This window comes from Paenibacillus sp. FSL H8-0034, assembly GCF_038000305.1.
In the GTDB taxonomy this organism is placed as follows: domain Bacteria; phylum Bacillota; class Bacilli; order Paenibacillales; family NBRC-103111; genus Paenibacillus_S.
In genome coordinates this window covers 3,375,660-3,393,474 of record NZ_JBBOBS010000001.1, presented here as the reverse complement: position 1 = coordinate 3,393,474, position 17,815 = coordinate 3,375,660, and the positions used below count along the sequence as shown (strand labels likewise).

The window sequence follows — 17,815 nt, the reverse complement described above, 5'->3', positions numbered from 1 at the left end:
ACAACCACTTCCTGTTGGGAGGTGGTTGTTTTTCTACTTGCATTCTGCATTCGAATCTTTTATTATAGATATTAAGGATCTTTAATATATTTTATTCATCATCAAAAATCAGTTACAAATTTCAGTTTCGGGAGGACGTATATCAATGGAAGGTTTACATGATGTTGGTATTATTGGTGGCGGACCGGCAGGTCTGAATGCAGCCCTCATGCTGGGAAGAGCAAGAAAAACAGTTGTGATCATCGATGAAGATCGTCCCAGAAATCGGATAACACACGAATCTCATGGTTTTCTGACCAGAGACGGTATCACACCAAGCGAGTTTCGGAGAATTGCCAGGGAACAAGTAGTCGCCTATCCCTCCGTCCGATTTGTTGCAGATCGTGCTGTAACGATCATAGGATCGGATGGAGATTTTCAAATTACTACCGCCCAAGGGCTCGCCTTTCGAGTCAAAAAGCTGCTCTTTGCAACCGGAATGAAGGATGCCCCCCTCGACATTGAGGGATTAATCGATGTATATGGAAGCAGTGCCTTTGTATGCCCCTATTGTGATGGTTGGGAATTAAGAGACCAGCCCTTAGTGTTGATTGCGAATGGCGCCAAAGCCCACCACATGGCCAAAATATTGCCGGGATGGTCCCGCCAATATACAATCTGCACGAACGGACCTGATGAATGGACAGAGGAACAGCGTGACGAGCTGAGGCAGCACAAGGTGCCATTTTTCGATAGTCCGATCCAACGCATTGATTCTCAGGATGGTAAAGTGCAGCAGGTTGTCCTGGAGGACGGCAGCGAAATTGCGTGCACAGGGATCTTCTTTGCACCGACGCTTGTACCAGGGTCAGACTTACCGGAAGCAATAGGCTGCCAAATAACAGAAACAGGGGCTGTCCTCGTCGATAGCTTAGGTAAAACCAATGTACCCGGTGTCTACAGTGCCGGAGATTCTGCTTCAGCAGCATATCAGCTGATTGCCGCTGCCGCTGCAGGAGCACTGACTGCGGTTACGATCAATAGTGAGCTGCTTGAAGCAGCCTGGAATAACGAAATTTAAGCTTCAGCATCTATGTACACCTTCCGATAACACTGTGAAATACAGGATAAGGGAGTTCGGGCAGTTTGATACAATTCTCCAGACAACTCACGCTTATGGGTTTTCGATGGCGCCGATTTTGTGTAATAATAGGAACTGGCATTATTTTCTTGCCTGAATTGATATTAAACAAAATCGGTTTTCCTGTCGAAAACATTGCAGAGGTGAAGTTATGATTACAGTCGGCCTAACCGGATTTGGCGATCACGAAGAATTGTATGGCAAGCTTACTCAGGCAAAACGGCTGCCTACCTATAGCGAGCATTTCCCTATCGTGGAGCTGGATAGCCCATTTTATGCCGTGCAGCCGGTGAAAAATTATCTGAAATGGGTAAATGACACACCGAAGGATTTTGGATTCATCGTAAAAGCTTATCAGGGAATGACGGGACATCTTCGAGGTAAGAAAAACTTTTTTGACACTACGGACGCCATGTACGAAGCTTTCCACATCTCCATCCAACCGGTTATCGATGCGGGAAAGCTGACAATGGCTTTATTCCAATATCCACCCTGGTTCGAATGCAGTCGTGAACATGTAGCCATACTTCGCGATACGCGGAAACGGATGGGGACTGTGCCTTGTGCGCTCGAATTTCGACACCAGAGCTGGTATACCCCTGAATTTCGCGAGCGAACCCTTGATTTCATGAGCAAAGAGAACTGGATTCATACGATTGTCGATGAACCGCAAGCCGGAGAAGGCTCCATTCCGATCGTATCCGTAGCGACCTCACCCGAGATCACCTATGTGCGTATGCATGGACGCAATGTGCAAGGCTGGCATCAAAGCAACCATCCAGATTGGCGTAAGCTGCGTTATTTGTACAGATATAACACGCAAGAGCTGACGGAGTGGCGGGACAGACTGCTTGAGCTGGAGAAGTCCTGCAAACACATTTATGTTGTTTTCAATAACAACTCCGGCGGCGACGCAACGGATAATGCGAAGGAGCTTATGCAAATGCTCGGTCTCGAAACCCAAGCACTGCCACCCAAGCAGGCGGATTTGTTTGAGGATATTTTGTAGGAATTGTTTCGCAAAAGGTTGGACAATACTCACAACACAAAAAGCGCTGTAGGTTAGTCGTTAACCTACGGCGCCCTATTTTCTTCAAATCAACTCTATTGCACTGCCGCTGCTTGATCCCTTACAATCTGTTTCAGACAATCCTCAAACGTACCGACCACAATCTTCACAGGAACACCAAGCATCAAATTAATCGGCATACCCAGATTTTCGATATGCATGCCCTCTTTGTCCACATATCTTCCATTATCTCCGAGACGGACATCTCCCCAGTGTTTGGCTACCTTTTCCCATATAAGAGAATCGTCGCTCATATACCCGTACAGCTTTTTGCCTAAGGCACAAGCATAGCCAACCTCAAATACGGTACCAGAATCTGGCTCTGCCCCGCGAAAACTGTTTAAATTAGCGGCTATGATATCCGAATTTTCGATCAGCTTAATATTGGCTTGAAAAATATCGGAGGCGATTTCTCTTTTGCTGCGGCCTGGCTGCTTGTTAATCACGTTGTCCATAGGAAACAAACCGACAAAGCCATGCTCCGCACATTCGGCTTTCAGGTTGGCACCGATCTCAAGTGCATTTGGATAAAAGACTTCAAATCCCGCTAAATAGATACGATTGCCCATGGCAAACACCTCTCAACTTGTTCATATTTGGCGCTAGCCCTGAATGAGCAGAGAAACAACCTTGCCTTCATTCACATCGATAAGACCCAAATCAGTTATTTTCAAAGCCGGACTTACCGGTAAGGAGTGTGTACTGATCGACATAATCGGATTATAGTGTCGGTAACCGAGCGATTCCATAGCCTGGGTAAGCTGATGAACCTCAGCAGCGGTTTGCTCCAGCGGTTCCTCTGTCAAAATCCCACCTACAGGAAGGTGAAGATTTGCCAGCACGGTACCATTGTCTACCACACAGAAACCACCCTGATTGCGGATAACCTCATTCGCTGCAAGCATCATATCCCGTGGATTGTGCCCAACGACCAGCAGGTTGTGATTATCGTGCGAATACGTTGTCGCTATCGCACCGCGCTTGATCGTATCTCCGCCGATTAACCCGTACCCTCGGTTTCCATTTTTCCCATACCGCTCAAATGTAGCAATCAGGCCGTATGGACTTTCCTCCCAGCACAGCTGGTTATCTCGAATCTCCACCTCGCCATGGTGCTCCTTCGTGAAGGTCGATCCATCCTGAACCATCATCACCCGGCATGAGTAACAGCTATCTGCTGCTTGTACGGCGACAGCGAAGTCTTGTTCGGTTAATATTGGCAGCTTGACACTCGTGTAATAATGCTCAGGAAATGAGTGCTTACTTGGCTTGGGCAGGTAAGCTTCGTGAATGTCATATACCTTTTGTCCTTTTTTGTACACCTGATCCATCATCATGCTCTGCAGGTCTGACACGAGCAGGAAATCGGCAATTTTGCCGGGCGCGATGGCACCACGATCATGCATTCTCATTCTACGGGCAGGTGTAAAGGTACTGGCATAGATCGCTTTTTCGGCGTCCATTCCCATTCCTATAGCTTTGCGAACCAAGTGATTCAGATGACCACGACGTTGAAACGAATCCGCCATCACATCATCGGTCACAAAACAAAAATGCTCCGATACGTCGTGCTCGATCAAATAATTCATGACTTCATCGGTCATCGACTTCTCCTGAATTTCAATAAACATTCCGGCATTAATCCGAGCTTCCATGCCTTCAATCGTTTGATGTGTATGATCTGAATCCACGCCGGCATAAATGACTCGGTGCAAATCCAAATCCAGCAGTTTGGGAACATGTCCCTCTATAATCAAATCCGGATAATGACTTCGAATATGCTCCAGAATGTGATTGGTTTTACTATCCGAACTGGAAATAATATCCACATAATTCATAATCTCGCCCAAACAAGCGATTCTTTCTGTTTGCAGCAGCTCATCCAGATCGGCAATTTCGATGGACCCGCCAGCCGTTTCCAGAGAAGTTGCCGGGACTGAGCTTGGAACCGCGTAGAACATATCGGCAACACATTCCTCGCTGGCTCTCAGCATCTCTTTAACCCCGGCAAGACCAAATACATTCGCGATCTCATGCGGCTCGGGTACGATCGTCGTTACTCCGTTACGTATCAATCCATAGGAAAAGGTTGCTGGTGTTACCATCGTGCTTTCGATGTGCAGATGAATATCGATGAGTCCGGGAAGCAAGTAACGATCCTCACCCTTGACAATCTCGGCCGCTTCGAACGTTTCCTGTCCACGATCGCCCATATATAGAATACGGCCATCCAGCACCGCTACATTACCCTTGATAAACTTTTTGGTATAGCTGTTAAACATTCGAACCTGCTCGATAAGTAAATCTACATGCATATGTGCACCTCCTGCTGCGTTAATCGACGATAACTAGTTTTTCCGAGGGAAACGACAACTGAACCCGGGATCCATTCCCGTAAGGCTCCTCCATTTCCTTATTGACCATAAAATCACCCAGCTCCGTCTTCACGACATACTGATAGCTGCGTCCAAGAAAGGTGCTAACAGTGACGAGGCCTGATACGACATTGGTAATTTCCGGATTTTCACTATCTGCAGCACTTTTTAATGAATCGGCTGTGATGATAATGTCCTCAGGACGAATGGCGATTTTGCGGCCTGTTGTGTTTTGGGTTCCCTGATGTCTCAGCACGCGGAACTCATAATCGCTTTCCTTCAACACGATTTCCTCGTCATGATCAATCCGCTGACTAAAATTAATAAAATTGCTGAAACCTATGAAACGCGCAACGAATTCGGACTTCGGATATTTAAATATCGTTGCCGGACGATCCAACTGCTCGATAATCCCATTGTTCATAATAGCAACCTGATCGGAGATCGAGAAGCATTCCTCTTGATCATGAGATACATAAACGGTGGTAATGCCCAATTCCTGTTGAATCCGACGTATTTCTACACGCATATGCGTACGCAGATTGGCATCCAGATTACTGAGAGGCTCATCAAACAGCAGCAAATCAGGCTCAATAACAAGTGCCCGAGCGATCGCTACCCGCTGTTTTTGACCACCGGACAATTCTTTTGGAAACCGCTTCTCAAAGCCGGTCAAGCTGACGACTTCCAGAATACGGCCTACCCGTTTCCCAATTTCGGACTCTGACACTTTTCTGAGGCGCAGGCCGAACGCTACATTTTCAAAAACAGACAGATGCGGAAACAAGGCGTAGCTTTGAAACACGAAACCGAAGTTTCGTTTGCTAACCGGAACCCGCGTATAATCTTTTCCGTCAAAAGTAAACTTGCCATGCTTGGCCTCCAAAAAACCGGCAATCAAACGCAAAGTCGTAGTTTTACCGCAGCCGCTGGGTCCGAGCAGTGAAATGAACTGCCCTTTGTCAATATTTAAATTAAAATCACGTAAAATGTAATGCTGATGATTGTACGCAACCGACACATTTTCCAAAGCGAGCAATGTCATGAGTGAAAAACCCCCGTTATCGTTTTGTAAAGTAGCTTAATCCCAGAAGTCTTTCAATGAGGAATAATAAAACCATAGTCAAGAGCATAAGCAGCACGGAAATCGCCGCGAGCGTCGGATCAAAATGATTTTCCAAATATGATAACATCTGAATGGGGAACGTACTGACTCCCGGTCCTGTCATAAAGACGGATATTTCCACATTATTGAAGGAATCCAGAAAAGCAATGATGATCGCAGCCAAAATACCTGACTTGATATTAGGCAGCACCACTATAAAAAAGGTTTTCAAACGGCTGGAGCCCAGACTTAATGCCGCTTCTTCAATCGAAAAGTCAAAATTGGACAAGCTCGACGCGATAACACGAATCGTAAATGGAAGCATAATGACCGTGTGCCCGATAAACAGCGCAGTCATCATAGGCAGCTGGTAAGCGACAATCAAATATTTAAGCATCGTAAAGCCCATTACAATTCCTGGTATTAATATAGGAGAAATGAATAAGGAGTTCCATGCTTCCTTCCCCTTAAAATCAAATCGGCTTAACGCATAAGCAGCAGGAATCCCGATCAGCAGCGCGAACAGGTTACCGACCAAGGAAACCAAAATCGAGATTTTGAACGTTTCCATAAACATCGATTGTTTAAAAATATTTTCGTACCATTTCAAGGAAAACCCCTGCGGCGGAAATTTCATGATCGTGCCCGGCTCGAATGAGGTAGCGGCGATAATAAGCAAGGGGCTCAGCAGCAGTATATAAATAAGTAATGTAAATAGGGCTAGCCCTCGATTCTTCTCCTGCATGCCCCTACCCCTTCACACTTAATTTAGTCGAAATTTTGGTCATCAAGCCGATAACAATTAAGGTAATGACCATCATGATCGTCGCAACGACAGATGCCGAATACCAGTCATTCAAAGTAATCGCATTTTGATATAAAAAGGTGGAAATGACCCGCTTTTTGCCCCCCAGCACGGATGGCGTCGTATACGCAGTCATACTTCCCACAAACACCAGGATACTGCCAAGAATTAAGCCAGGTATGCTGAGTGGAAAAATGACTTTGCGGAATACAGTAAATCGGGAGGCACCCAAGCTTTCCGCTGCCTTGACCAGATCGGGATCGATATTCTCCATCACACCGACCAAGGAAATAATGATCAACGGCAGGAAGAGATGAATCAGTCCGATCATCACCGCCGTCGGCGTATACAATATTTCCAGCGGCTGCTGGATCAGTCCAAGTGACATCAGGGAAGAATTAAGCAGCCCGTTTTTGCCCAGTATAATAATCCAGCTGAAAGACCTGACCACCGAGCTCGTAAGCAGCGGGAAGATCGCCAGAGCAAGCATAATCCCCTTGGTCCTGGGGCTTTGTCTGGAAACATAATAAGCAACCGGAAACCCGATGAGAATACACAAAATCGTCGTAACCATACTCACCTGCATCGTTGTGAGCAGAATGTTCAGAAAATATTGATCCTGCAAAAAATGCATATAGCCGTTGAACGTAAAATTCCCTTTTTGAAAAAAAGTTGTTCCTATCGTCATGACAATTGGAACGAGCATGAACAGGGTCAGGAATAACAGTCCCGGCAGCATTAATAAATAGACGTATTTCTTTTTCACGGAAGCTACCCCCTTTTCCCGGTTCCCTAAGTACGCAGCGTTTGCACAAACAGCCGCAAAAATGCATCGGCGTCCACATCCGTACATACCCGGACATTAGGCTCCCGCTTCAATCGGTTTTGAAAATCACAAATCGTTTGACCGTCGCACAGCTCACTGCGAGTCTCAATATCGACATAATAAGCATGAGTAGTAACCAGCTCAGGACGCAAGGCAACACCTACAGCCAATGGATCATGGAGCGCGCAGGCTTGTACCTGGTTTCTTTCAAAATATCGCTTCATATAATCGGAGGTGCTTTCCTTCACATAACGACCGATCGGCGTATCACCCAGCTCTGTAATATGTGCATCAATGAGCAATGCCTGCCGTGTTACATCCAGCCCAACAAGCGTTAATGAAGGGAATCCCGCATGAAGGACGACTTTCACAGCCTCCGGATCGACATACATGTTATATTCAGCGACTGGCGTCACATTGCCAACCCCTTTAACCACGCCGCCCATAAAAATAACTTCCTTGATTTCGTGAATCAATTGCGGACGTTTCATCAGGGCCAAAGCCAGATTGGTCATGGGTGCTGTCATGATTAGCGTAATCTCTCCCGGGTAACGCATTACCTGTTCAATAATGTAATCGGGCGCAAACCCTTCCGTAACCGAAGTATGTACCGGCATGTCGCGGAGTGCGCCACCAATTCCATCTTCACCATGTACCCGATGCTCGAAAACAGGAGGTCTCAATAAAGGCTTAGCTGCTCCTCTGACAACAGGAATCTGCTGCTCAACGCCAAGCAGCTGCAAAATTTTGCATGTATTAGTTGTCGCTGTGTCCACCGATACGTTGCCATTAACAGTCGTAATTCCCACAATATCCATTTCACCGCTTTGGACCGCAAGGATGATGCCTAAGGCATCATCCACACCGGTATCCACATCGAGGATAACCTTTTTGTTCATTGTACTCTTCGCTCCCATGCTTCCAGGTTTATTGTGCAAGCTCACGGTTCCAACGGTCGGTCCATTTTTTCAAGTTATCATTGACAAATTTAACGTCCAGCTTGCGCAGCTTGTTGATAACGTCGGCACCATAGGTTAACCCCTTGGCTTCCTCATCTGTCAGTTTTACTTCTTTATTGGTCGGTGACGTAATTTTGGCTTTAGCCACCTTTTCTTGTACCTCTTTGCTCAAATACCAGTTGATCAATTCTTCAGCTAGCTGCTTGTTTTTAGAACCTTTTACGACATTGATTGTGTTCATAACTGCATATCCGCCTTCTTGCGGCGTCACAAATTTAGCATCCGGCACTCCAGCTTGAAGATCCTTAAAGTAGCTGTCCATAAAAGGACCCGCGGCAACTTCGCCTTGCGCAAACATTGTAACAAAATCTGCTGTTTTCCCGTAATATTTAACGACTGATGGATTCAGCTCTTTTAATTTGGCAAAAGCCTGATCTTCATTAAAGGTACTGTTTCCTGCAATCAGCGAAGCTGCATCGATCATCATCGGACCGCTAGTTGTCGTAATACCAGGCAGTGTCAGCTTTTTGGCTAATTCCGGACTCCACAGGTCTTTCCATGATTTAATTTCTGTCTTTACCAGCTTGGGATTGTAAGCAATACCCAGCTGATTCACGGTGTAGGCCGGTCCATAATCCGCGCCCAGCGGTGCTTTGGCAATATCATAGAGCTGATTCAGGTTGGTAAGCTTTGCAGCGTCGATCTTATCGATAACCCCAGCATCAATTGCCTGCTGTGTGAAGTAATCGGATAGAAACAGAACGTCCACCGCCGAGCTTCCTTGCTGCACCTTATTTAATCGTTCCGCATTATTCCCGATTTCAAACACAACTTTGGCATTAAACTTTTTCTCAAAAGGAACTATGACTTCTTTATTCGTAAAATCATCATTGGCCCATGTTGAGATGACCAACTTGGTTGGCTCGCCGCTTGGTTTGGAGGCTTCCGGTGTTGAGGCTGCAGGGGTTCCGCTGCTGCTCTTCCCATCTGTACCACATCCTGCCAAAGCTAATGCCACACATGTAACTGAAATCGCGCTGCTGATCATTTTTTTCTTCATCATCTAATCTCCACCTATCCCTTTTGTTAGTTTGGCAAGCTATAAAAATAAAAAAGAAAAGCACTCCTGGTAGAATAAAAGCTTCTAACAAGAACACTTTTCTTTGTAAACAAAGTAAAGCGATATTTGTTGGGAAAAAAGGTGGCTATCTCTTAAGATAAATCAAAAGAGATCATTCACATATTCGATTCATTCTAAGCTTGTCTGACAATGATGTTCGTAATCGCCCATTGCGTATGTGGATCATAATCTCTCAAAACTGCTTCCATATCCAGCTTAAGCTCTTCTTCCAGCCGTTCTTTTAATTTCTTCTTATAAATCGAAGACATATAAAAATCGACCTCATACTTAAGATTGGGGGCTTCCCCCTCTAATGCTGCGGATCGGGGTGAGCGTCGATGCCTGGCTACAAATGTAATCAATTGATTATCAAAGGTAACCTTTAATAAGGTTGTTCCAAAACCGAATAGCTCCTTGGAAATATCATTATAAATGTGACACAGCTGCTTCTTGCCTTCATTAGTATCTAGTGAAAGAATGTGATCACCTTCTATAACGATTATTGCACTTCTCATCAGCCCAAACCCAATGTCAGGTAATATAACGTCGAATTAGATTTTATTCGTTTTATGTAAGTTAATATTATATGAAGATTGGGTATATATCAAGGGTATTTTCGTTATTTCCTGAAATTCACCTTTCATTTTGGTATTTCCATCCATTTTCGGTGTCTCTATTGTAAAAAATCTTTATTTGGGGTTATAATCAGACTACATGCTCGTAAATTACCGAACAATAGGCCGATGAAGAGATTCCAACTCGGAGGCGTTCTCGTCAAGGAAATCAAGGTCATTACATGATGACCTGTTCTCCCTAAGTTAACCGGACCCGCCCGTTATCGCGGAACCAGAGAAGATCGGACAGCATTATACTGTCTGGTCAAATTGGGTGGCACCGCGAGAACAACGCTCCTCGTCCCATGGGATGAGGGCGTTTTTTGCATTCTAACTTATAAGGAGCGCGGTGTCATGTTAAATATTCAAACGATCCGGGACAACAAGGATAGGCTGCAGGAAGTAGCTGATCAGAAAGGAATTCACGTATCCATCTCACAATTACTTGAATGGGATGAGCAGAAACGAAAGCTGCTTCAACAGGTGGAACAGCTGCGGCAGAGCCGAAACAAGCACACACAACACTTTCAAGCAATCACTCAGAATCATACAGCCGACGGGAACAACCACGATACCCTGGAAGCTCAGCAATTAAAATTGACGGTTAAGGAGATCAATAATCAAATAACCGTGATGGAAGCCAAACTTGCCGAAGTGGAGCAGCCTTATCAGAGCCTCCTGCAGCTCGTTCCCAATCTGGTGTCACCCGATACCCCGGTTGGCCTTTCAGATGCGGACAATATTGAAATTCGCGTTCACGGGAAGGCACCGGAATTCGACTTCAGGCTTCGTGATCATGTTGCCTTAGGCGAGCTTCACGAAATCATTGATCTCCCCCGTGGTGTCAAAACAGCCGGAACCCGCAACTACTATTTAAAAGGCGCAGGAGCCATGCTTCATCGCGCTGTACAGCAGCTGGCACTCGACCTGCTCTTGCAAAAGGGCTTTACACTGCTGGAGGTTCCGCTGCTCGTACGCAGCACTGCACTCACCAACACCGGATTTTTCCCGCTTGGGGAGGATCAGACTTACCGGATTGAAGGTGAAGACAAGTGGTTGGTTGGCACCTCAGAGGTTCCGCTTGTCGCGTATTACGGCAACGAGGTTGTCGATGTATCAGAGCCGATCCGTCTGGCTGCCGTCTCGACCTGCTTCCGTAATGAGGTCGGTTCTTCAGGAAGGGATGTGCACGGTCTATATCGTGTTCACCAGTTTGCCAAGGTCGAGCAGGTCATTCTCTGTGAAGCCAGTTTGGAAAAAGCAGACGCTATTTTGCAGGAAATCACATACAATGCTGAACAGTTATTGCAGCTGTTAGAGCTGCCTTATCGGGTTATGTCAGTATGCACGGGCGATATGTCGCAAAAAACATATAAGCAGTATGATATCGAGACCTGGATGCCCAGCCGATTGGCATACGGTGAAACTCACTCGTCATCCAACCTGCTCGACTTCCAGACCCGACGTTCGCAGATCCGGTATCGGGATGCCGAGGGCAAGCTTGCTTATTGCTACAGCTTGAACAATACAGCCGTTGCTTCACCACGGATTCTGATTCCACTGCTCGAAAATCATCAGCAAGAGGACGGTTCCATCTACATTCCCAAGGCGCTGCAGCCTTATATGAATGGAATCGAGAAGCTGGTGCCAAACAGCCCTGTATGATGGATGACAACTTGTTTAGTTGTTTAGCATCAGATTGAGCACAACATTTGCAGTCGCTTCTAGCCCCTCCATACAATAAAAAACAGGCTGTACTGGTAACCTACCAGTCAGCCTATTTGTACGAACTTCTATTTATTTGTAGGCTTCTTCATGCTTAACTGTGCTTAGGATCGCTGTGTGTGCTTGCTCATAAGCTGTGATATCTGTTTCATGCATAAGCGTCAAACCGATATCATCCAAGCCTTGCAGCAAAAATTGACGGCGATGCTCATCAATTTCGATATCAATGTCAAGACCTTGATCGTCGGTCAGCTTTTTATTTTCCAAGTCTACAGTCAGCTTGTAGCCTTCTTGTTTCGCTGTACGCTGAAACAGTTCTTCGACCTGCTCTTCGCTCAGTTTAATCGGCAGGATTCCATTTTTAAAGCAGTTGTTAAAGAAGATGTCTGCATACGAAGGTGCGATAACAACCTTGAAGCCAAAATCCTGAATCGCCCATGGAGCATGCTCACGGGAAGAACCGCATCCAAAGTTAGCACGGGAAATCAGAACGGAAGCACCCTGATAACGCGGCTGGTTCAAAGAAAACTCAGGGATAACCTCACCCTTCGGGGTAAAGCGCCATTCGAAAAATAAAAACTGTCCAAATCCTGTACGTTCAATCCGTTTCAAAAATTGTTTCGGGATAATTGCATCTGTATCTACATTCACACGGTCAACCGGACCTACAAGGCCCGTATGCTTGATAAATGGTTCCATGGATTTCGTCTCCTCACATCACGTAATTGAATTAAGCTTGCTGCTTCACTTTAAATTTCCAATCGCGAACATCAACAAAATGACCTTCGATCGCAGCCGCTGCTGCCATTGCAGGAGATACCAGATGCGTACGTCCATCGCGTCCTTGACGTCCTTCGAAGTTACGGTTGGAGGTCGATGCGCAGCGTTGGCCCGGTTGCAATACGTCCGGATTCATCGCCAAGCACATGCTGCAGCCAGCATCACGCCATTCAAAGCCCGCTTCTGTGAAGATTTGATCCAGACCTTCTCTTTCCGCTTGCAGCTTCACACGACCGGAGCCAGGAACGACGATAGCTGTCAAAGTAGGTGAAACCTTGTAACCTTGAGCAATCGCTGCCGCTGCACGAAGATCCTCGATGCGGCCGTTTGTACAGGAGCCAATAAAGACATAATCAACAGCAAGCTCAGTCATCGGAGTACCCGGTGTCAAGCCCATATATTCAATCGCTTTTTCAGCAGCTTTACGTTCATTTTCAGTTGTAAAGCTTTGTGGATCCGGTACAAGCGCGGTTACATCAGTTCCCATACCAGGACTTGTTCCCCAGGTCACTTGCGGGATCAGGCTTTCCGCATCAAATTCAACAACCCAGTCATATTGAGCGCCTTCATCGGTAGTCAGTTGTTTCCATCTGTCTACAGCTTCGTCGAAAGCAGCACCCTGTGGCACATATTGACGACCACGCAGATATTCAAAAGTAATCTCGTCCGGTGCAATCAGGCCTGCTCTTGCTCCGCCTTCAATGGACATGTTACAAACAGTCATTCTTTCTTCCATGGACAAACCGCGAATCGCTTCGCCGGTATATTCAATAACATAACCCGTTGCGAAATCCGTACCGTACTTAGCGATAACACCAAGGATCAAATCCTTAGCTGTTACGCCAGGCTTCAAATTGCCGTTGATGCGAACTTCAAGTGTTTTGGCTTTGGACTGCTGCAAGCATTGAGTTGCCATAACGTGCTCAACTTCACTTGTACCGATACCAAATGCCAGGGCGCCAAATGCACCGTGAGTAGACGTATGACTGTCACCGCACACGATGGTTTTGCCTGGGTGTGTAAGACCAATCTCAGGTCCCATAACGTGAACGACACCTTGGTCAATATTATCAAGATCGAACAACGTAACGCCAAAATCCTTACAGTTTTGCGACAAGGTATCGATTTGCTGCTTGGAAATTGGGTCTGTAATATTAAAACGATCCTTTGTCGGCACATTATGATCCATAGTAGCGTAAGTCAGATCAGGACGGCGAACCTTGCGGTTAGACAGGCGAAGCCCTTCAAATGCTTGCGGGGACGTAACTTCATGCACCAGATGCAGGTCGATATAAATAATACTTGGTTTGCCTGCTTCCTGATGAATTACGTGATTGTCCCAAATTTTTTCGAACAACGTTTTTGCCATCAGTATCACCTCATTATCAGAAATAAATATCTCTTGGTACTTCATTATCCAATCCTATCATTTCTATACTCATTGTTCCAAGATATAATAGCTATAATATTGATAGGTAAATCGAATAAGCATAAGAAAAAACATTGCTCTACGTCCCTTGTACTCAAGCACTAGAAAAACCAAAAGTTTTGTGCAATTTTTAACACCTATATTTTCCCAAATCATTCATACTGCTTATAGGTGGAGGGATAGGAGCCTTCGCTACAGGGAGATTGATTTCAATACTAAAAAAGCTGAATAACGAGGATTTGCTTGTTTACTACAGCATGGCAATCGGACTCGAACATCACGTAGATAAAGAATTTATTGAATTATTGGAAAAGGAATTAGCACGAAGAAATATTAGCATTCAGCCGCGGCAGGAAGACAACCAGAAGTAATCAAGAAATAAAAATTTGAGAGCGAAAGGCATCCAGCCCTTCACCGACAGGGGCCCGTTAGCTTGCTGCTAGCGGGTCTCTCTTTCACGGCTCTTCAACAAATCAAGCAAGTTTAGAACATACATTTCTTTAATACGTCCAATCCAAGAGCCGCAGGCATTCATAATATACAGAAGGAAAGGCGAAAGGAGGGGGACATATGGGATTAGGAATTGGTGGCAGCTGCGGAGGTTACGGTCTCGGAACATCTACTGGGGCGATTCTTGTATTGTTCATTTTGCTGGTAATTATTAGCCGTGCCTTTATCTAGATATTATTCATCCGCCTTCCATTACATTGTGGAGGCGGTTTTTCACTAGTAACTATTTACATATGGGATAACGCTAACTTTCTCGACCAATAATAAATCCATGCCAATTAAGGAGGGACACACAAATGGGTAAACAACAAGGACATGCAGCTCAAAACACAACCACACGGACATCTGACAAAAAAAGTAACAAAGCTGAAAAGAATAAAGAAAAAGAGTAGAAGATACTCAACATGAAACCCCCATTAACAAAATCGTTAGCGGGGGTGCTCTCACACGTTCCCAGGTCCCCACCTCTCCTCAAGACGCATGCCTTTCCAGATCCCGACTGAAATAGCCCAAGCGAGAACAAACAAAATAACCAGCATGTACCCCAGTGATCCAAAATCAAGGTCCTGAATCCAGCTCCAAAAAGCACCGTTCAAGCCCAATTTTTCGGAAAGCACCTGCAAGAGTTCGACCATACCGATGAGCAGGGCTGCGACGACAGCCAGTGAAGTAACGGAAAGATTGTAGTAAAGCTTACGAAGAGGTGTCGAAAACGCCCAGCTGTATGCCTTCGTCATGAACATCCCATCCGCCGTATCCATCAAGCTCATCCCCGCAGCAAACAAAATAGGGAACGAAAGTACACCGACAAATGGCATGGCCTCTTTAGCGGCTCCAGCTGAAATCGCAAGAAGCGATATCTCGCTTGCGGTATCAAATCCAAGACCAAATAAAAAACCTAACGGATACACGTGCCAGCTGCGGGTTATAAATTTATAAAGAGGTCTTAAGAGCCGGGAGAAAAATCCTCTGGATTCGAGTAGTCTCTCAAATTCATCCTGGTTGTGCGCGCCATTACGAAATTGAACAAATAACTGAAATAATTGAATCAGTACAACAAGATTGATGATTCCAATAATAAGCAAAAACAATCCGGACACGGAAGCACCTATCAAGCCACCAATTTCTTGCATTTGCGGCAGTTCTCTTTGTACCCATTTAACCGAAAAAGCAGTGACAATCGCCATGAGCAGCACCACTGAGGAATGTCCCAATGAAAAGTAAAATCCAACCCCAAGTGAATTCCTTTTTTGCTGCACCAGCTTGCGGACCGTGTTATCAATAGCGGCAATATGGTCCACATCAAAGGCATGCCTGAGTCCAAGCGTATAAGCAAGCAGTCCCATCCCCCAGAGGGCTGGATTGTTACGTGCCGCTACATATAAAAACATCAGACCCATAATATGAAGAATAAGAACAGCACCTGAATAGCCTATCCAAGATTTACTCTGCCCGGGATTACCTTTGTTCATCATTTATTTTACCTGGCTTTCCTGTTTATTATTTGGTGCTACGAATATATTAGAATGTAACACGATAATTGCCTTTTGAACATATCCATAACAAAAAAAATCGAACCCGCAAGGACTCGATTGGTTAGTATATGTGACTCAGCCGTTTTCCATATAAACCTGTATATGAAGTCAGCCCTAATAATTTCAGATTCTCATATAGCTTCATAGCTATCTTTTCGTACGAAACAAGTTATTCTCGCATCATCGACGCATACATAATGTATTCAAAACCTCAGGCACCGGAGTTTTCAGCTCTCATAATGTCCATGAACGGGATCTTCACGATCTCACCGCCAAATTGGGTTACATGAACCTTTCGGGTGTTGGCATCCAACTCCACAATCCGCCCGCGAATTACCTCCGACTTTCCCCATACAGTCAGCAGCATTTCGCTTCTTTCATGCTTCGCTTCACCCAGCTTATCTCCCAATTCTTCCAGATCGGACTCATCTCTTTCTGGTCGCTTTGCTACATTCATCATTTTCATTACCTCCCACTTATAGGAACATTCGTTCTATATACATTTTATACGAACACAACACGAACGCGCAAGAGCCCAAATGAATTTTTATGTAAAAAAGAACCGCAGCCTACACGGTCCTACTATCTTGGATACCTCGTTACTATTGGATTAAACGCTTATAACTTAATTCCACGGTCCACCCTACCATCCAATACGGTGTTCAGAAATACCAATTCCGTCACCGTCAATGTCTTGTCCACAATCTTCTGCATCCACTCCCAGCTAAGCTGATCCGCATTGTAGGCGGCACCCAGTACCTGGTACAGCATATCCCATTGCCATTGCTCCAGCTTCATCGGCATATTCATCTCATCCTCCTCCGGATTTTCATTGGTGTTCCACCAGCCCTCTTTACCGTACGATTCGTTCAAATCCACATTGATTCCGTTTAAGGTTATATCATTTTGATACTGATACATGTTCCTAACCTCCGACTTCTTCCCGCCGCTCCAGGCATAGGTTTGCCAAAACCGGGAACAAACGCCGCGTCTGTTCATCTCCTCAATCACCGCATAGGAGCCATAGACACCCGTGTAGTATCCTGGAGTTGCCTCAGCTGCAGCAGCTATATAGTCCGCTACTGTATTCATCTGCGCACTGGTGGCATCGAAATCCACGGCAAAATAAATCGCACTTCCTGCCGGCTGCCCGATGTCAATGGCAAGCTGTAAAGCCGTTGCCCCATCACTTAAACCGGCTTCTCGACCGTCCAGAGGCCGATTGGCCGTTGTTTCGAATACGGATACAATTTGCAGCCCACCCTCTGAGATGATCTCCGCTTCTTTCCTGCTGAGCGCCTTCCAGCCGCTGGGAACCAGATAACGGGCAACAAACTCATAATTCTGTGACCGAAAAGCCGCAGTGACAGCTGCCGTCAGCGGTGTTGCACAATCAAAGCCTTGGGTCATTTTTTATCCTCCTCCCCTACTCCTTTATCTTCAAGCTGCTTCAGTACTTTGGTAATAAAGTGTGGTAGCGGCACACCAATAACCCCCAAATTTTCAACGATCGATAATCCTTCTCTACCAACGTAAAAATAAATGGCCAGTGACCTAAATATCGGTGCGGTATTGCCCACCAGCTCATCCAGCATGACTGTAAGTGCAAGAACAACGAGAATCACACTCTTGCGGATCCCCCCCCAGAACATGACCTCACTATTCAGATTACGCTGCTTGATTGCTCCCAGAACGCCAGTTATATAGTCAGCTACCATACAAAAAATCAACAGCTGTAAACCGATATCCCAGCCTCCCAGAAATGCATTTACAATTAGACCTGTTATCGCGACGATACTGCTGAAGGCCGTTTCTCTGGTCAAAAGTGGCTCCCCCCTTTCCT

19 protein-coding genes are annotated in these 17,815 nt (G+C 45.6%); 5 read left to right on the top strand and 14 right to left on the bottom strand.

Annotated elements, in window-relative coordinates; translation table 11 throughout:
- Window positions 1-145 precede the first annotated feature (145 nt).
- Together NST47_RS15215 and NST47_RS15210 are read left to right on the top strand one after the other, a co-directional pair.
- A complete protein-coding gene (locus NST47_RS15215; protein WP_341155882.1) occupies window positions 146-1,060 on the top strand; it encodes an NAD(P)/FAD-dependent oxidoreductase in 915 nt (304 codons plus the stop codon).
- Between the two features lie 211 nt (window positions 1,061-1,271).
- A complete protein-coding gene (locus NST47_RS15210; protein WP_341155881.1) occupies window positions 1,272-2,129 on the top strand; it encodes a DUF72 domain-containing protein in 858 nt (285 codons plus the stop codon).
- A gap of 95 nt (window positions 2,130-2,224) precedes the next feature.
- Here the strand turns inward: NST47_RS15210 and NST47_RS15205 are convergent, their stop codons facing one another.
- From NST47_RS15205 to NST47_RS15170, 8 genes are all read right to left on the bottom strand, one after another.
- Window positions 2,225-2,758, bottom strand: coding sequence for a nucleoside 2-deoxyribosyltransferase (locus NST47_RS15205; RefSeq protein WP_341155880.1), 534 nt, complete (start codon window positions 2,756-2,758; stop codon window positions 2,225-2,227).
- 33 nt (window positions 2,759-2,791) lie between these two features.
- Window positions 2,792-4,504, bottom strand: coding sequence for an adenine deaminase (locus tag NST47_RS15200; protein WP_341155879.1), 1,713 nt, complete (start codon window positions 4,502-4,504; stop codon window positions 2,792-2,794).
- Between the two features lie 19 nt (window positions 4,505-4,523).
- Window positions 4,524-5,609, bottom strand: coding sequence for an ABC transporter ATP-binding protein (locus NST47_RS15195; protein WP_341155878.1), 1,086 nt, complete (start codon window positions 5,607-5,609; stop codon window positions 4,524-4,526).
- A 16-nt stretch (window positions 5,610-5,625) separates the two neighbouring features.
- A complete protein-coding gene (locus NST47_RS15190) occupies window positions 5,626-6,414 on the bottom strand; it encodes an ABC transporter permease (RefSeq protein WP_262686650.1) in 789 nt (262 codons plus the stop codon).
- A gap of 4 nt (window positions 6,415-6,418) precedes the next feature.
- Window positions 6,419-7,240 (bottom strand): ABC transporter permease, encoded by an 822-nt coding sequence (locus tag NST47_RS15185; RefSeq protein ID WP_341155877.1) that lies wholly within the window; start codon window positions 7,238-7,240, stop codon window positions 6,419-6,421.
- A 26-nt stretch (window positions 7,241-7,266) separates the two neighbouring features.
- Entirely contained in the window at window positions 7,267-8,199 is a 933-nt protein-coding gene (locus NST47_RS15180) for a nucleoside hydrolase (RefSeq protein ID WP_341155876.1), read from the bottom strand.
- A gap of 28 nt (window positions 8,200-8,227) precedes the next feature.
- The gene (locus NST47_RS15175; RefSeq protein ID WP_076227339.1) at window positions 8,228-9,322 is read right to left on the bottom strand and encodes an ABC transporter substrate-binding protein; all 1,095 of its coding nucleotides are present in this window, start codon (window positions 9,320-9,322) and stop codon (window positions 8,228-8,230) included.
- 191 nt (window positions 9,323-9,513) lie between these two features.
- Window positions 9,514-9,894 (bottom strand): DUF2294 domain-containing protein, encoded by a 381-nt coding sequence (locus tag NST47_RS15170; RefSeq protein ID WP_076227342.1) that lies wholly within the window; start codon window positions 9,892-9,894, stop codon window positions 9,514-9,516.
- Window positions 9,895-10,347: 453 nt separating this feature from the next.
- On the opposite strand from NST47_RS15170, the gene serS reads away from it, so the two are divergent.
- On the top strand, window positions 10,348-11,658 hold the full coding sequence (gene serS / locus NST47_RS15165; RefSeq protein WP_341155875.1) for a serine--tRNA ligase: 1,311 nt from the start codon (window positions 10,348-10,350) through the stop codon (window positions 11,656-11,658).
- Window positions 11,659-11,790: 132 nt separating this feature from the next.
- Here the strand turns inward: serS and leuD are convergent, their stop codons facing one another.
- Window positions 11,791-12,417: a 3-isopropylmalate dehydratase small subunit gene (leuD, locus tag NST47_RS15160; RefSeq protein WP_341155874.1), complete on the bottom strand. Its 627-nt coding sequence runs from the start codon at window positions 12,415-12,417 to the stop codon at window positions 11,791-11,793.
- Window positions 12,418-12,448: 31 nt separating this feature from the next.
- Window positions 12,449-13,867 (bottom strand): 3-isopropylmalate dehydratase large subunit, encoded by a 1,419-nt coding sequence (leuC, locus tag NST47_RS15155; RefSeq protein WP_341155873.1) that lies wholly within the window; start codon window positions 13,865-13,867, stop codon window positions 12,449-12,451.
- Window positions 13,868-14,130: 263 nt separating this feature from the next.
- On the opposite strand from leuC, the gene sda reads away from it, so the two are divergent.
- A complete protein-coding gene (gene sda / locus NST47_RS15150; RefSeq protein WP_341155872.1) occupies window positions 14,131-14,298 on the top strand; it encodes a sporulation histidine kinase inhibitor Sda in 168 nt (55 codons plus the stop codon).
- Between the two features lie 199 nt (window positions 14,299-14,497).
- The gene (locus NST47_RS15145; protein WP_341155871.1) at window positions 14,498-14,608 is read left to right on the top strand and encodes a sporulation protein YjcZ; all 111 of its coding nucleotides are present in this window, start codon (window positions 14,498-14,500) and stop codon (window positions 14,606-14,608) included.
- Window positions 14,609-14,880: 272 nt separating this feature from the next.
- Here the strand turns inward: NST47_RS15145 and NST47_RS15140 are convergent, their stop codons facing one another.
- The 4 genes from NST47_RS15140 to NST47_RS15125 form a co-directional block, all read right to left on the bottom strand.
- Complete coding sequence (locus NST47_RS15140; protein ID WP_341155870.1) at window positions 14,881-15,912, bottom strand: HoxN/HupN/NixA family nickel/cobalt transporter; 1,032 nt, start codon at window positions 15,910-15,912, stop codon at window positions 14,881-14,883.
- 271 nt (window positions 15,913-16,183) lie between these two features.
- Window positions 16,184-16,432 (bottom strand): YolD-like family protein, encoded by a 249-nt coding sequence (locus NST47_RS15135; protein ID WP_341155869.1) that lies wholly within the window; start codon window positions 16,430-16,432, stop codon window positions 16,184-16,186.
- A gap of 158 nt (window positions 16,433-16,590) precedes the next feature.
- Window positions 16,591-17,382, bottom strand: a complete 792-nt coding sequence (locus NST47_RS15130; RefSeq protein WP_341155868.1) for a DUF1906 domain-containing protein — start codon at window positions 17,380-17,382, stop codon at window positions 16,591-16,593.
- Window positions 17,379-17,795, bottom strand: coding sequence for a phage holin family protein (locus NST47_RS15125; protein WP_341155867.1), 417 nt, complete (start codon window positions 17,793-17,795; stop codon window positions 17,379-17,381). Before NST47_RS15125 ends, NST47_RS15130 begins: the two co-directional genes overlap by 4 nt.
- Window positions 17,796-17,815: the final 20 nt, after the last annotated feature.